11 protein-coding genes are annotated in these 15625 nt (G+C 38.6%); 4 read left to right on the top strand and 7 right to left on the bottom strand.

What is annotated here, in order from left to right:
- The first annotated feature begins 30 nt into the window (after positions 1 to 30).
- Positions 31 to 471 (top strand): GFA family protein, encoded by a 441-nt coding sequence (locus tag AC27HL_RS18940; RefSeq protein ID WP_487082624.1) that lies wholly within the window; start codon positions 31 to 33, stop codon positions 469 to 471.
- On the opposite strand, the gene AC27HL_RS18945 is transcribed toward AC27HL_RS18940, so the two are convergent.
- On the bottom strand, positions 472 to 2037 hold the full coding sequence (locus AC27HL_RS18945; RefSeq protein WP_487082625.1) for a carotenoid oxygenase family protein: 1566 nt from the start codon (positions 2035 to 2037) through the stop codon (positions 472 to 474).
- A 10-nt stretch (positions 2038 to 2047) separates the two neighbouring features.
- Positions 2048 to 2497 (bottom strand): DUF2141 domain-containing protein, encoded by a 450-nt coding sequence (locus AC27HL_RS18950; protein WP_487082626.1) that lies wholly within the window; start codon positions 2495 to 2497, stop codon positions 2048 to 2050.
- Between the two features lie 157 nt (positions 2498 to 2654).
- Here AC27HL_RS18950 and AC27HL_RS18955 point away from each other — a divergent pair, with 157 nt between their 5' ends.
- Positions 2655 to 3494 (top strand): LytTR family DNA-binding domain-containing protein, encoded by an 840-nt coding sequence (locus AC27HL_RS18955; RefSeq protein WP_487082627.1) that lies wholly within the window; start codon positions 2655 to 2657, stop codon positions 3492 to 3494.
- Positions 3495 to 3502: 8 nt separating this feature from the next.
- Here AC27HL_RS18955 and AC27HL_RS18960 read toward each other — a convergent pair whose 3' ends face one another.
- From AC27HL_RS18960 to AC27HL_RS18970, 3 genes are all read right to left on the bottom strand, one after another.
- The gene (locus tag AC27HL_RS18960; RefSeq protein ID WP_487082628.1) at positions 3503 to 4348 is read right to left on the bottom strand and encodes a 23S rRNA (adenine(2030)-N(6))-methyltransferase RlmJ; all 846 of its coding nucleotides are present in this window, start codon (positions 4346 to 4348) and stop codon (positions 3503 to 3505) included.
- 85 nt (positions 4349 to 4433) lie between these two features.
- Positions 4434 to 6026: an ABC-F family ATPase gene (locus tag AC27HL_RS18965; RefSeq protein ID WP_487082629.1), complete on the bottom strand. Its 1593-nt coding sequence runs from the start codon at positions 6024 to 6026 to the stop codon at positions 4434 to 4436.
- Between the two features lie 875 nt (positions 6027 to 6901).
- Positions 6902 to 9256, bottom strand: a complete 2355-nt coding sequence (locus tag AC27HL_RS18970; RefSeq protein WP_487082630.1) for a YgiQ family radical SAM protein — start codon at positions 9254 to 9256, stop codon at positions 6902 to 6904.
- A 391-nt stretch (positions 9257 to 9647) separates the two neighbouring features.
- On the opposite strand from AC27HL_RS18970, the gene AC27HL_RS18975 reads away from it, so the two are divergent.
- On the top strand, positions 9648 to 12113 hold the full coding sequence (locus AC27HL_RS18975; RefSeq protein WP_487082631.1) for a S9 family peptidase: 2466 nt from the start codon (positions 9648 to 9650) through the stop codon (positions 12111 to 12113).
- A gap of 112 nt (positions 12114 to 12225) precedes the next feature.
- On the opposite strand, the gene AC27HL_RS18980 is transcribed toward AC27HL_RS18975, so the two are convergent.
- Positions 12226 to 12969 carry a substrate-binding periplasmic protein gene (locus AC27HL_RS18980; RefSeq protein ID WP_487082632.1) on the bottom strand — a complete coding sequence of 248 codons (744 nt, stop codon included), beginning with the start codon at positions 12967 to 12969 and terminating at the stop codon, positions 12226 to 12228.
- A gap of 345 nt (positions 12970 to 13314) precedes the next feature.
- Between AC27HL_RS18980 and AC27HL_RS18985 the strand changes: the two genes are divergently transcribed.
- Positions 13315 to 14793, top strand: coding sequence for an FMN-binding glutamate synthase family protein (locus AC27HL_RS18985; protein WP_487082670.1), 1479 nt, complete (start codon positions 13315 to 13317; stop codon positions 14791 to 14793).
- A gap of 9 nt (positions 14794 to 14802) precedes the next feature.
- Here the strand turns inward: AC27HL_RS18985 and rrtA are convergent, their stop codons facing one another.
- A complete protein-coding gene (rrtA, locus tag AC27HL_RS18990; protein WP_487082633.1) occupies positions 14803 to 15354 on the bottom strand; it encodes a rhombosortase in 552 nt (183 codons plus the stop codon).
- Positions 15355 to 15625: the final 271 nt, after the last annotated feature.

Here is a 15625-nt window from a genome sequence, read left to right on the forward strand (position 1 = left end):
CTTGAGTTTAATTTATCAATAGTTAGGTGTATGGAAGAGTGTAAAAGCAATAAAGGAACCTGCTATCGGGGCAGTTGCTTGTGCGGCAAAGTCGCATTTTCAGTAAGTGAATTTGAACCCTTAGTGGGTCATTGCCATTGTCGTATGTGCCGTAAATTTCATGGTGCAGCATTTTCTACTTTTGTAGAGGTAAAGCTTAAACATTTAACTTGGCTAAACGGTGAAAGCGATTTAACAACCTATCAAGCAGAGAATAACTCGTTAAGAAAATTCTGCCAGTATTGTGGTTCAAGCCTTATGTTTATTTCAACTTTTAATCAACAAGCTAACACAGTTGAATTAGCATTAGCTTGTTTTGATAATGAGCCGAATGTAAAACCTGACGCTCATATTTATCTTGAAAGCAAAGTGGGCTGGTATTCACCGCACGACCCGTTAGCCAAGTTTCAGCGTTATCGTGAAAATAAGTAGTTAAGTGGGTTTAAAATTACCGTGTAAACCTAAAGGTAGGTGATAAGGTAACCATGCACGACAAACGGGCCCCGCGCTAAGTTGGTTCGCTTTAAATATATTTAAACAGCTGCGTTTGCTTGGTATATGTAATGCCGTTCCTACTAAATAACCTGAGCCTTCTTTTGCCTGACTTGAAACAATAATGTGCTCTTCAGCAATAAAGTCTTTGCCATATATAAACTTATCTTTTTCACCATTGTCGGTATTGAGGCAACAAACCGTATCACGCCAGAAGTTACTTTCGGTATGTGAAAGGGTATATAGCTTGCGATTACGTTGTCCCACTAAATGGTCGTACACGCGCGGAAATTCGCTATCACCTTCAATAACTGATTTACTCGTCGCGCCGTTTGCATGCAAGGTAAATAATACAGTATTAGGTGAATTCTCTAAGCTGCGTAGTTTGCCAAACATTAGCTCGGACAATTCATCCATGACATCGAAATTGTCATTGATGCTGGCGTCAAAATGTATGGTTCCGTCGTTTTCCTCCCAAGCATTCCCAAAGTGAAAGGCAAACCCTGCATCTAGTTCAAATTGCCTTTTCAGCGTTAAGGACTGCTTGTCGATAACTAAAACTTGCATAGGTAAATCTTTGTCGTATTGGATGCTATTAAAAAGCCCTTTAGCGTTAGGGGTGTTTGACGGTTTTGCTGTTAATGATGGCAATATCAGTAATATATGCTTATGTGTAATTAAAAAATCATGCAGCATTTTTCCTCGGTAGCGGGCGTTGATCATACCAACATTTTTAACAACGCCCTTGGCAGATAATTGATATAAAGCAATATGACCCGATAGGCTCAAACCAAAATTCCAGATATCACCATTTGCTTCCACTTTAGGGTGTGCTGAAAATGCTAAGCCTTTAAGCTTGTTACCGTACTGGCTGTTTTCGCCTAAGTTTACTCGACGTTTGGTTGCTAGCGTTTTAGCATCTAGCGCTGTCGCTGAGCCAGATTCCCATAATGCCCATACTTCATTATTAACGGGAATAACATTTATATTGGCAGTGTTTACGGCGTCAGCATGTGACACGCTAAGGCTATTTTCTAGCAGGCTCTGAGGGCCTGAATATAAAAACTTACCGCTATGTTGTTCTTTAATAAATTTAGTCGTTTCTACAAACTTACCTTGATGATAAATATTACCCTCTGAAAAGGTAAAACTATTGACCATACCGTCACCTTCAAACTGATGTAAATAACGTTGATTATTTCGTTCAAACTTAGCTGGGCCGTTACGGTATAGTACACCGCTGATATCTTTAGGTAGCTCTCCTTCAATGGTTAGTTGCTGCGTTGGAAAGTTACCTACAGTGTTTTTTAACCCGAGTAATGTCGGGCTGGTTTTTAACGCACAGTTAAACGCTTGTTGAGCATTGACCAGTAAATTTGTTTTAGTTTTCGTGCTTGCATTCGTGCTGGTATGGGCCAACGCTGCGATAGGGTTACTCATTGCTAAGTTACTAGCGCCTATTCCAGCTACACCAACAATATTTTTTAATAATTGACGACGTTGCATATTATTAATCCTAATAAACAATAGTAGAAGTGTTCACTTGGGTTTCATTGGTCATATGAAATTTTATTTGTGAATAATCAACAGGGCCATAGTTTGCTTTGGCATTATTTGAGTAGCCATAGCCTTCAAGTGGCATGCCAAATAAATTGGTTTCCATGCTGGCGTTGTCATTTTCGTCGTGATAATAACGAATCCCGTAATCGTTTAAGGGAGCGTTATCTATGTCTTCTAAATCAAGGTCGTTGAACGTTATGGTTACTTGCCCTTGTTTAGCCTTGGCAATGCTAGAAAGGTATGCTGTGTTATTTTGATAACTCTCTTCACCCTTAAACAATTGTACGTATATTTTTCCTTTACTTGATTTTATTCCCTCAATTTTAAACTCTAGTGTTTTCGCTGATGTAAGTGGAGTCGTAAATAACATTGCGATTGTATAAACTTTTGCTATTACTGATTTCATTTTATTTTCCTTTCTATTATCTTATTGCGGTTTATATAAGTAGTTGCCATTGCTTCGATGAGGAAAGAGGATAAAATGGCAAAATTAAAAAGAAAATTAACAGTTCGTGAAGTAGCACAAATTCTTCGTAAAAATAACCAAAAAGGCCGATGTACCATTGACGAATCGTGAATTACCCATTGAAAATAAAGATAAAACTATAAAATGGGACAGGAATAAAATTAAAACAGATTCTGTACTAATTGTTGTCATTGCAAGTGTTCTGGCGTTGTTAACACCGTTTGGGATGAACCAAGTGGGCATGTTACACGGGTGGCTTTTTTGGTTGGTGCTTTGCTTTAGTGGTTATTTTATTTATTCACCACTTATCTATTTTGGTAACGAATATTTGCAAAGGCGAGCCGCAGGTGTTTTCTCGAAATATTGGTGTCGAATTGTTTTTTTAGCGGCAATTGCAAGTGTGATTATGAGTTTTGTTGTGCCGTTTGTCGTTATATTGTTCTTTGATATTCCCGCACCTTACTTGTCTTTGGTACCGCAAATGATGTTGAGAACTTTTATCATGGGTGGATTAATTTCATTTATTCACACCTTGAAAAATTATTTTCAACTGCAAAAGCAGCAACTATTACAGCAACAAAAGCAGCTAGCAGAGCAAGAAGAAAGTAGCGAAGAACACTCGAACAAAAAATTTAATGATTTTATGGCAAAGCTACCGATAGCTAAACGTGGTCAGTTATTATGTTTAGAAATGGATGATCACTATTTGAAGGTTCATACAGACAAAGGTCATCATTTATTATTAATGCGCTTTAAAGATGCTTTGGCATGTTTAGAAGAATATCCAGGCGTACAAACACATAGATCGTGGTGGGTTGCAAAAGAGGCTATAGTCTCGGAAGAAAAAGAAGGGCGAAAGTTGCTGCTTAAACTTGTTAATCAACAACTTGTACCTGTTTCACGAAGCTTTTTAGCGCAAGTAAAAGCTTTTATCTAAGTCATTTATTACTCTTTAATTAACTGCTTTAAACTAAAATGTGTTTCTTTGTTACCCAGTTTTGCAGCTAGATATGGCAATATTTCTGCTAACTGTTTACTTAACTGCCATGGCGGGTTAACAATAAATAAACCAGTGCCTGTCATGCCGTATTCTTGCGTATCTGCACTTTGACAATATTCCACTTGCAATACATTGCGCACATCACTTTTAAGAAATGCGTCTTGCATTTGTTCTACCAGTTCACGCTTAACGACCGGGTACCATAAAATATAAGTACCGGTAGCGAATTTTTTATAAGCATTAACAATAGTACGAACGGCTTTTAAGTAATCTTCTTTAAGCTCGTATGGTGGGTCGATTAACACAACGCCACGTCGACTTGGTGGTGGCACTAAACCTAAAACGCCTTGATAACCGTCAGACTGCTTAACGTGAGATTTATTCCAACGTTGGCTATAGGTTTTTAAGTGCTCGATATCGGTAGGGTGTAATTCAAATAAATGTGCGCTGTCTTGACGGCGGGTGAATTGTCGAGCAATGCCAGGCGAGCCAGGGTAGAGTGACAATTCTTCGTTATTGCCATTGTTAATATCACTGACTAAGTCGATATAAGGCTGTAATGCTTCAGGAATATCATTATTGTTGATCAGCTTTGCAATGCCGTCTTTATATTCACCGGTTTTTTGCGCGTACTCGTCTTCAAGTTGATACATGCCAGCACCAGAATGGCTATCAATGTAATAAAAACCCTTATCTTTGCGGGTCATGTATTCTAGTACTAAGGTCAGTACCGAGTGTTTTAATACATCGGCAAAGTTGCCGGCGTGAAAAGCGTGACGATAACTAAGCACGTTATTTCCTTAACGGTGATATGAATGTGTTAAGGCATTACTATGCTGAAAAGTAGTAATGCCTTATGAAGTAAACTATTCTTGCTTACTGTTGTGACGCTAAGTATTCGTCATATGTACCAGCAAAGTCGTTATAGCCACCTTCTTTTAATTCAACAATACGCGTTGCTAAACTTGAGACAAATTCACGGTCATGACTGACAAATAAAATAGTACCTTCAAACTTTTCCATTGCCATGTTTAATGACTCAATAGACTCCATATCCATGTGGTTAGTTGGTTCATCCATAACAAGTATGTTTGGCTTTTGCATCATGATTTTGCCGAACAACATACGGCCTTGCTCGCCACCAGATAACACTTTTACTGACTTATTAATATCGTCGGCTGAAAATAGTAAACGGCCTAAGTAACCACGTACCGCTTGCTCGTCGTCAGTTGGTTGACGCCATTGGCTCATCCACTCAAATAAGGTCATGTCGTTTTCAAATTCGTGGGCATGATCTTGTGCGTAGTAACCTATGTTGACGTTTTCTGACCAAGTGTATAAACCTGATGTAGGTTTGTAATCGCACTCACCCATTATGGTGCGTAAGAAGGTGGTTTTTCCGATACCGTTTTCACCGATAACTGCAATGCGTTCACCCACTTCCACCATTAAGTCCATGTTGTGCAATACATGATTATCATCGAAGCTTTTGTTCATGTTTTCTAACACAAGGGCGTTTCGGAATAATTTCTTTTCTTGCTCAAAACGAATAAACGGGTTTACACGGCTTGACGCTTTTACTTCTGCTAATTGAATTTTATCAATTTGCTTAGCGCGTGATGTGGCTTGTTTTGCTTTTGAGGCATTAGCTGAGAAACGCGCAACGAAGGCTTGTAACTCACTAATTTGCGCTTTTTTCTTGGCGTTGTCAGCCATTAGTTGGGCGCGTGCTTGAGTTGAAGCTAGCATGTATTCGTCGTAGTTACCTGGGAATACACGAAGTTCACCGTAATCCAAGTCAGCCATGTGCGTACAAACACTGTTTAAGAAGTGGCGGTCATGAGAGATGATGATCATAGTTGAATCACGTTCGTTTAGCGTTTCTTCTAACCATTGGATAGTGTGAATGTCCAAGTTGTTGGTTGGCTCATCGAGTAATAAAATATCTGGATCAGAAAACAGCGCTTGTGCTAATAACACACGTAGTTTCCAACCTGGGGCGACTTCGCTCATTAAGCCATAATGCTGCTCAACGGGGATACCAACACCCATTAACAATTCGCCAGCACGACTTTCTGCGCTGTAGCCGTCCATCTCAGCGTATTCAGACTCCAAGTCACCAACACGCATACCTTCTTCTTCACTCATTTCAGGTAATGCATAAATACGGTCACGTTCTTCTTTTACTGCCCATAACTCGGTGTGGCCCATAATAACGGTATCAACAACGGAATATTCTTCAAAAGCAAACTGGTCTTGACGAAGCTTACCAATGCGTTCGTTAGGATCTAAGCTAACATTGCCTGATGTTTGCTCTAAATCACCACCTAAAATTTTCATAAAGGTAGACTTACCACAACCATTGGCTCCGATTAAACCATAGCGATTTCCGCCACCAAATTTTTGTGAAATGTTTTCAAATAACGGCTTAGCGCCGAATTGTTGGGTAATATTGTTTGCAGCTAACATATAAGTTCCGTAGCGAATAATTTAACGAGCTAATTCAGTGTTAACTCGAAGTCAAAATAATGCGCGCGATTATACAGACTTGTGGTGGTGATGTCTTGTGAAAGGATTGTAAGTCTATAATTAACCTGAGTTCGGCTTAACAAATATTTCTCTAGCTGCTTTTTTACTTACTTCAGCGTTAAATTTACTTGCAATAGAGCAGCTATTAACGCGGAATTTGCCTTGAATTAAGAAAAACTATCAAGCTATAGATTAAACAAGATTACTTTCTTCTATATTTTATGCTGTTAGTTATCTCTTAAACCGAGTTCAAGTTAATTATGTTGTTTTAGCGTTAGTTTAAGCACTAAGGTAATTTTCTGGTCCTGCTTTTTACTATTAACTTGCATTCAAGATAAAGAGTAATCGCATCTTCTTCTGGTAAATCAAAAGACTGTATGGATGATTTTAACACTGTATATGGGTGTTGGTTTAAGGCTAATGAATTTTCAATGACAGCATCAACAATATCTATCTTTTCACATATATTAAACATAAATTTCCACAATAATGTTAGCCATGAATAATTCAGCATGTAGATTTAGTATTGATAAGCTACGTGATGATTGTGAAGGTTTTTATGCAGTTTTATTAAACTACAAATTATGCCTTTATTGTTCATTATTTATTGCTAAATGACATTGAACTGAGGCTAATGAAGTGGATTTTTTTTAATCGTGGCTGTGTAATTTTTGTTTTTTAATGTTGGAAAATCAGCATACTGATAAATAAATTAATGGTTCAGCGTTATTTATCAGCTATGCTTTTGATGTTATGTAATTGCTGTTGAGCAAAGCTAAGCAACAGCAGGATGTAGACATGGTTAAAGGTGAACTTTAACGCGGGTGGTTACTACGCTTTTTCTTCGTCGAGCTTTTCGGTTTTCTATCATTAAATTGATTGTCACTAAAGCGTGTTAAGCCTTGTTTGGCTTTTTCGCCTGGCTTAGTACGTTTGCCCGCTACTGGCTTTTTACCATAGCGTTTCACTTGCCCCGGAGAGGTTTTATTACCTTGCGCGTTATTTTTACCTCTACCATTATTTTTATAATGTAGTTGGTTTTGTTCACCACGGGTTTCATGCGGTACCAAACAACCAGGCTTACTACCTATTAATTTTCTTGCTAGGCCCATTTTCGTAATCGCTTCACGAATAATTGGCCAGTTCGCTGGATCGTGATAACGTAATATGGCTTTATGCAAGCGACGCTGAATAGCACCTTTAGGCACGGGTACAGAAGCACTGTCTTTTTTGATGTTTCGCAGTGAATCCAACTCAGTATGATAAAGCGTGGTTGCGTTAGCCAAAGGTGATGGATAAAAGTTTTGTACTTGATCTAGTTTAAAGTCGTGCTCTTTTAACCATAGCGCTAGGTTAATCATGTCGCTGTCGGTTGTACCTGGGTGAGCCGATATAAAGTAGGGGATCAAATACTGTTTTTTACCGGCAAGTTTTGAGTAATGATCAAACATTTCTTTAAACTTGTCGTAACTTCCCATGCCAGGCTTCATCATTTTGTTTAATGGACCTTCTTCGGTATGCTCTGGTGCAATTTTCAAATAACCACCGACATGATGAGTAGCCAGCTCTTTTACATATTCTGGGTCTTGAATCGCTAAGTCATACCTTACACCAGATGCAATAAGTATTTTTTTAATCCCCTTAATTTTACGCGCACGACGATATAAGTTGATGGTCGGTGTGTGGTCGGTGTCTAAATGACCACAAATAGTTGGCCAAACACATGACGGCTTACGACATGTAGCTTCGGCTTTTTCACTTTTACAATTGAGTTTATACATGTTGGCGGTTGGGCCGCCAAGATCTGAAATAACGCCGGTAAAGCCGGGCACTTTTTCTTTAATGTCTTCAATTTCAGCAATGATAGAGTCTTCACTGCGACTTTGAATAATACGGCCTTCATGCTCTGTAATTGAGCAAAAAGTACAACCACCAAAACAACCTCGCATAATATTGATTGAGGTTTTGATCATGTCATACGCTGGAATTTTCGCTTTGCCGTACGCTGGATGCGGTACTCTCTGATAAGGTAAACCGAACACGCCATCCATCTCGTCTTCAGATAATGGCTTCGCGGGTGGGTTTAACCAAATAAGGCGGCTACCGTGTTTTTGTACTAATGGTTTGGCCGATGTTGGGTTAACTTCTTGATGAAAAATACGTGAAGCATGGGCATAAAGCACTTTATTGTCTTTTACTTGCTCAAAAGTTGGCAAGTTAATATAGGTGGTTTCCCATGGCTTTTTCTTTTCTGACCACGATTTATTTCTATGCGTAGCAGCACGATATTCGCTTAATTGAACAGGCTGAGCTGTTTTGGTAACGTCTTTGGAAAGCGAATCTTGTGCCGCGTTTACCGCTTGTTCAGCCGATGTTGTTGCACAATCAGGTGAAGTCATATCCTGATAAGGACTATGAATAGGGTCAATTTTTCCTGGTTTATCGATACTGCGAGAGTCAATACCTTTCCAACCAGGAAGTGCTTGATTGGTTAAAAAGGCACTGCCGCGTACGTCGGTTATGGTTTTAACATCTTCACCGTTGGCAATGCGATGAGCAATTTCAATTAGTGGGCGCTCAGCATTACCATAAATGAGTAAATCAGCTTTTGAGTCGAATAATACGGATTGGCGCACTTTGTCTGACCAATAATCATAATGCGCAATTCGACGTAAACTGGCTTCAATACCACCAATAACAATAGGAACACCTTTGTAGGCTTCTTTACATTTTTGTGTATAGGCAGTTACGGCACGGTCAGGGCGTTTACCACCTTCGTCATTTGGCGTGTAGGCATCGTCATGACGCATACGGCGTTCGGCCGTATAGCGGTTGATCATGGAATCCATATTGCCGGCGGTAACACCAAAAAATAAATTAGGCTTACCTAATTTCATAAAAGCATCTTTGGTTTTCCATTCAGGCTGCGCAATAATGCCAACACGAAATCCTTGTGACTCTAACATGCGCCCAATGACTGCCATGCCAAAACTTGGGTGATCAACATATGCATCACCTGTTACCAGAATAATGTCACAACTATCCCAACCGAGCTGGTCCATTTCTTTACGCGACATAGGTAGAAAAGGCGCTGTGCCATAACATTCAGCCCAATATTTTGGGTAATCGAATAGTTTTGGAGTTACTTTTTGTGTTGACGCTAAATTCATACCATACCTAAATTAATGTTGAGCTGTGACTTTATGCACAATTACCTACGAGTATTGCAGGTATATTCTATATCGTATAAATGTTTGCATGATAAATGTCACATTTATGCGGCGCGCGATTATAGCAAAAATTATCACTATGCCCAACTTTGACGATATTTGCTTTGAAAAATAAAATGATTACTTTGTTTACAAAATGAAATTTCATCTTATAAAAACAGTTATTGGTCTTGTTGTACCGCACATACGTTGAAAATTGACTCATAGCTTAGTATAACTAGACGCCAGAAATATGAATTATAAAAACGTACTTTGTTAATGGTTTATTAACACTTATTCAACGGTTTAGACAAATAAGCCAATTATCCAACTTAAAATAAGTAACTATCTTATGAAAATACAATTAATCGCTGCTGCTATTAGTTTTTCTTTAGTGGCGTGTGCCACAACAGAACAAAAAAAAGTTGCATTAGAAAATAAAAAACCAGTTACAGCTAATGTGGTTGCTAATGCCGCTGCCGGCCAAGCAAGCAAAACAATCATCACCTTAGAAAAAATTATGTCTGATCCTGATTGGCTAGGTCGTTCGCCTGAATCTTGGTATTGGGGTGATGACAGCGAAACCATTTTTTATAAGCAAAAACGAGTTGGTAATCCACTGCGTGACTTGTTGCAAAAAGACTTGGCAACTCAAGGAAATGGTAACTTAGTTAAACTTGCACAAATGCATGTGGTTGCTGATAGCAACGCGGTATTAAATAGTGCTGGCACACACGAAGCATACACTTTCGAAGGTAATGTATTTGTTAAAGAATTATTAACACAGAAAGTTCAGCAGTTAACTTACACATCGGCAGTTGAATCATCGGTAATGTTTTTAACGAATGGCAATGTTGCTTACCGTGTTGGTAATATTTTCTATGCTCAAGATATGACGAGCCAGAAAGTTATTGAATTAGCAAATTTAAAACTAACCGGCGGTGAAAAAGCCAATAACACCAGCACTAGTTACATTGGTAATGAACAACATGAACTTATTGAATATGTTGCACTGCAAAAGCGTAATAAAGAACTTCGCGAAGAGCAGAAGCGTCAATTACGTGTTAAAAACAGTACAGTTACGCAAACTAACTTTTATTTAGGTAAAGGTAATCGTGTTGTGCACGCAAGTTTATCACCTGCAGGCGATAAAATGATTGTTAGCGTTGCTCCGGCGAAATCATCACGTAAAGATAGCGATATTATGCCAAATTATATTGCGGGTGATGGCCATGTAAAAGCTGAAAAAGTACGTGCTCGTGTGGCTGACAACCGTCAGTATGCCGAACAGTTATATATGTTAGATTTAAGCCAAGGTACAAAAACGTTATTAAGCTATGACAGTTTACCTGGGTTTGATGAAGACGTTTTAGCGGCAGTTCGTGAAGAAAACTATGCTCGTGAAGGTAAAGAATACACCGCTAAAAAATCACCGCGTAATATTCATGTAATGCAAGCGTGGAATCCAATCAAATGGCAAGAAAATGGTGCGCAAGTTGCTATTATGCTTGAAGCGTGGGACAACAAAGACCGCTGGATTTCAACTGTTGATTTTACCGAGAAAAAATTAGTTTCTCAGCACCGTTTACATGATGATGCTTGGGTTAACTATACCTTCAATGAAATGGGCTGGTTAGATAATAGCGATAGCTTGTATTACCTTTCTGAAGAAAGTGGCTATGCGCACTTATACGTTAAGCCGTTATATGGCAAAGCGAAAGCATTAACATCAGGCAGCTATGAAGTTAATGATTTAACCCTTTCTGCTGATGAGCAAAGTATTTACTTTAAAGCGAATAAAAAACACCCAGGCATTTACGAGATTTACAAAGTTGATGTAAATTCTGCGAAAATGACCGCATTAACTGATTTAGGCGGCATGAATGATTACTCGTTAAGCCCAGATGAATCAAAGTTATTGATTGAACATTCTGAAATAACTATGCCACCAGAATTGTATGTTAAAGATATTGCGAATAACACAGATGCAATTCGTTTAACACACACAGTATCTGAAGAATTTCTTGCTATGCCTTGGGCGGCGCCAAATGTGGTTGCTATTGAGTCATCGCACCAAGAGCAGCCGATTTATTCAAAAGTTTATTTACCAAAAGGTTATGACCAAACCACAACCAAAAATAAAGCAGTTATGTTTAGCCATGGTGCAGGTTATTTACAAAACTCACATTTAGGATGGTCAGGTTACTTTCGTGAATATATGTTCCATAGCATGTTAGTTCAGCAAGGCTATGTTGTTATTGATATGGATTACCGTGCATCGAAAGGTTACGGCCGAGACTGGCGTACGGCGATTTATCGCCATATGGGTAAGCCAGAAGTACAAGATATGCGCGATGGTGTTGAATGGTTAGTTGAAAATGCTAACGTTGATGCTAAACGGGTTGGTACTTATGGCGGTTCATACGGTGGTTTCTTAACATTAATGTCAATGTTTACTGACCCTGAGTTATTCCAGTCGGGTTCTGCTCTGCGTTTAGTGTCTGATTGGGCATATTATAATCACGGCTACACCTCTAATATTTTAAATATGCCTGGTGATGATGCTATTGCCTACGAGCGTAGTTCGCCGATTTATTTTGCCGAAGGTTTAGAAAAGCCATTGTTAATCAATGCGCCTATGATTGATGATAATGTTTTCTTTCAAGACACCGTACGTTTAGTGCAGCGTTTAATTGAATTAGAAAAACAAGACTTTGAAACGGCAATTTACCCAGTTGAACCTCATGGTTTTGTGCAACCAAGTTCATGGCTAAACGAATACCGTCGCATTTATAAGTTGTTTGAAAATACGCTATAATGTTTACTCAAAGTATTTAAAAAGGCCTCAATTGAGGCCTTTTTAAATACTTTTGATTAGCAATAAAATAAATGTATGAAAGAGCAGAGTGCCGATATTTTCCATAAAATCATTACTCAGCCTTAATTAACTTGTCTCGCCACTTTTGCCAAATGGTATCGAAAGTAGCGTCTTGATGAACACTTTTTAGGCGCTTGGCTAAATGGCTAATGGTGTCATCATCGGTTTTTTTACTACAAGCGAAGAAGAAGTTTAGTGGTAAGTCTTGAATTTCAAACACCCGTTGTAATTGGTTTATTTTGGCGCCGACGAGTTCTGCTCGGAAGCTGATGGTCGTGTCATCCGCAACAATCAAATCTATTTCTGGCCGGGTAAGTAGTACATTAACTAGGGACTTTGCGTCATCTAAAACATATAAATGTTCGTTTTCAATAAAGCCGCGTTCAATTAAACCTGTGTGGCCAATATCATCTCGATTTACTGCGATTGTGTAATTTTTAGCGTCTTCGAGTGTATTAAGTTTAATATTCTTGCCTTTTTGCGACCATATTGCTGTGTTATTGACTTGAGAAATAGGGCCAACCCATTTAAAAAGCTTTTCTCGTGATTTTAATCTTGCGATAGAAAAAATACAGTGATTAGCTTTTACTTGCGCTAAATTATATGACCGCACCCAAGGATAACTTTTTAGGGAATATGCAAAATGACTGCGTGCCATGGTTTCTTTAATGATATCGACAGCAAAACCAACCATAGGTTGTCTATCAGAAACAATTTGGTATGGCGGTAAATGTTCGGTAACAATGTGAATAATTGGACTAGTGCTGTTTTCAGCATGTGCAGAAACAGTATGCAAAAAGAAGGCAGCCAAAAGCGAACTAACTAATTTAGGGCTTTTAAGTTTAGTAAATTTGTTATTGTTATTTTGGCACACTTAAATAATCCTTAATGAAAGAAATATATCTAGGTAAATTCTATATCGCTTTATGCAAATGGCTTATTTTTAATCAAGCAATGTCATCATATACAAATCAAATATTAAAGCCAAATGAATGTAATACAAGACCGTCTTAGGCTTTTCTTCTTGATGTAACGCCTGCTATATATTCATTGTAGATGAAATTATAACTTTAGTATCAGGTCATTTATCTAAGACTTAACAATAACAAGTAAGGAAGTAAACATGGACAATATGGTTGGCATGCTAAGATATTTAGAAACACTCTCGGCACTATTTGTTTTCCTTTTAGGATTAGCTATTTTGGCCGTGATATACATGTATATTGTTGATAAAACGCAAAATAAACAAGCAATAAGACGAAATTACCCTGTAATTGGGAGGTTTAGGTATATATTTGAAAAACAAGGGGAATTTTTCCGGCAATATTTTTTTGCTATGGATAGGGAAGAATTACCATTTAATCGAGCAGAAAGAAGCTGGGTGTATCGTGCCGCGAAAAACGTTGATAGAACCATAGCTTTTGGTTCAACACGCAACCTTGAACCTACTGGCACTATTATGTTTATGAATTGTGCATTTCCAACTTTAGAAGAAGATGCAGTGCCGCCGAGTACCATTACTTTTGGGCAAGGATGTAGAACTCCTTACAGTACTGATTCTATTTTCAATATTTCGGCTATGAGCTATGGCGCTTTGTCAGCCCCAGCTGTAACGGCTCTTTCAAATGGCGCTGCCAAAGCAGGTTGCTGGATGAATACGGGGGAAGGTGGTGTTAGCGAGCATCATTTAGCTAGTGGTGCAGATATTATTTATCAAATTGGTACAGCTAAATATGGAGTTAGAGATGAGCATGGTCAGTTATGCGATAAAATGCTCACCCAAGTGGCATCAAAACCACAAATTAAAATGTTTGAAATAAAGATGAGCCAAGGTGCAAAGCCTGGTAAAGGTGGGATCCTTCCGGGTAAAAAGGTGACTGCTGAAATTGCTAAAATAAGAGGTATACCTCAAGGGCAAGACTCTATTAGCCCTAATGCTCACCCTGATATTAAATCAGTAAAAGACATCTTAGCTATGGTTAATCGCATCAGAAATGTTACGGGAAAGCCGGTTGGCTTTAAGGCGGTTATTGGTGAATCGCTGTGGCTAACAGCATTACTCGAAGAAATTAAAATACAAGGCGCGGAATTCGCCCCCGACTTTATCACTATTGATAGTGCAGATGGCGGAACGGGAGCAGCGCCACAGCCGTTAATGGATTATGTTGGGTTACCGCTAAAAGAAAGCCTACCTTTGGTCGTTAATTTACTGGTGGAACATGGTTTACGTGAGCGAATTCGTGTGATTTGCTCAGGTAAGTTAATCACACCATCAAAAGTTGCTTGGGCGCTAGCAGTTGGGGCTGATGCGATAAACTCAGCAAGAGGATTCATGTTTTCTTTGGGCTGTATTCAAGCTCTACAGTGTAATAAAGATACGTGTCCAACGGGCATTACTACGCATAATGCAAAGCTCCAGCAAGGCTTAGATCCGGTGGATAAAGCAGAGCGCGTGGCAAATTATCATAAATATATTCAATATGGCGTCGGTTTAATCGCTCATTCTTGTGGGGTAAAACATGCGAGAAGACTTGAACGTCATCATGTGCGAATTATTCAAGACAATGGCATATCGGTTGCGTTAGATAAATTATACCCTTATCAAAGTAGTACAGACTAACTAATTTATTCAACACAAGGGCTTATTCTGTTTGTTTATCATAATACAAACTATAAATGCGAGTAAGCCACCAATAGCGCCAAACATGTGGGCGTCGGTGGCAACACTAGACTCTATTAAGGCTTCAACATCGGCACTGGCACCATAAAATTGCTCATGAGCAATTTTTAGCACAACACCTAATAATAATAAGTAACCGGTTTTTTCTTGATGCTTAATATCCATTAATGCGCCCCAGAAAAAAAAACCATGTAGTACGCCTGATAAGCCAACATAAAGGTTAATATCAAGAGAAAACCAATGAATAGCTAAGCCACAGGTAATGGCACTAAAAATGAAAACAATCCAATAATTTACGTGATTATAATATTGGCCATGTAATGCCCAAAGTAACACTACAGCTGCTGCATTAAGCATAAAGTGATTGCCATTGGTATGTAAAAAATGGCCGGTAAGATAACGCCAATTTTCACCTTGTGTGACTAAATCTCGGTTATAGATCAGAAAATTTGCAATTTGCTCATCAAATATGAAGGCTAGTAAGGCTAAAATTAGCACCACGGCGGGGCCAAAACTGTGAATAGCTTGAATTGGTAACGACTTAATTTGAAGCATTATTAAAATAGTAGATAACTGGCATAGCTGAATGCCATGACTTTAACAGTTGCCGAACATTTTAGAAACCGTCGTTTTCTAATTATTTATCACGCTAGCGGGCCAAAATGTAAGAATTTCAACTTGCTTTGATGTTTAGTATAAAATTAATAACGATAACAAGAGAAAATGCTTAAGCTCAATATTAAAATTTTGTAAACTGCTGGTACTTATCCTT

This window comes from Colwellia aquaemaris, from assembly GCF_057548755.1.

Excerpts from the sequence above, each read along its gene's own strand:
- AC27HL_RS18940 (WP_487082624.1), top strand. The coding sequence starts at position 31 with ATGGAAGAGTGTAAAAGCAATAAAGGAACCTGCTATCGGGGCAGTTGC.
- AC27HL_RS18945 (WP_487082625.1), bottom strand. The coding sequence starts at position 2,037 with ATGCAACGTCGTCAATTATTAAAAAATATTGTTGGTGTAGCTGGAATA.
- AC27HL_RS18950 (WP_487082626.1), bottom strand. The coding sequence starts at position 2,497 with ATGAAATCAGTAATAGCAAAAGTTTATACAATCGCAATGTTATTTACG.
- AC27HL_RS18965 (WP_487082629.1), bottom strand. The coding sequence starts at position 6,026 with ATGTTAGCTGCAAACAATATTACCCAACAATTCGGCGCTAAGCCGTTA.
- AC27HL_RS18970 (WP_487082630.1), bottom strand. The coding sequence starts at position 9,256 with ATGAATTTAGCGTCAACACAAAAAGTAACTCCAAAACTATTCGATTAC.
- AC27HL_RS18975 (WP_487082631.1), top strand. The coding sequence starts at position 9,648 with ATGAAAATACAATTAATCGCTGCTGCTATTAGTTTTTCTTTAGTGGCG.
- AC27HL_RS18985 (WP_487082670.1), top strand. The coding sequence starts at position 13,315 with ATGCTAAGATATTTAGAAACACTCTCGGCACTATTTGTTTTCCTTTTA.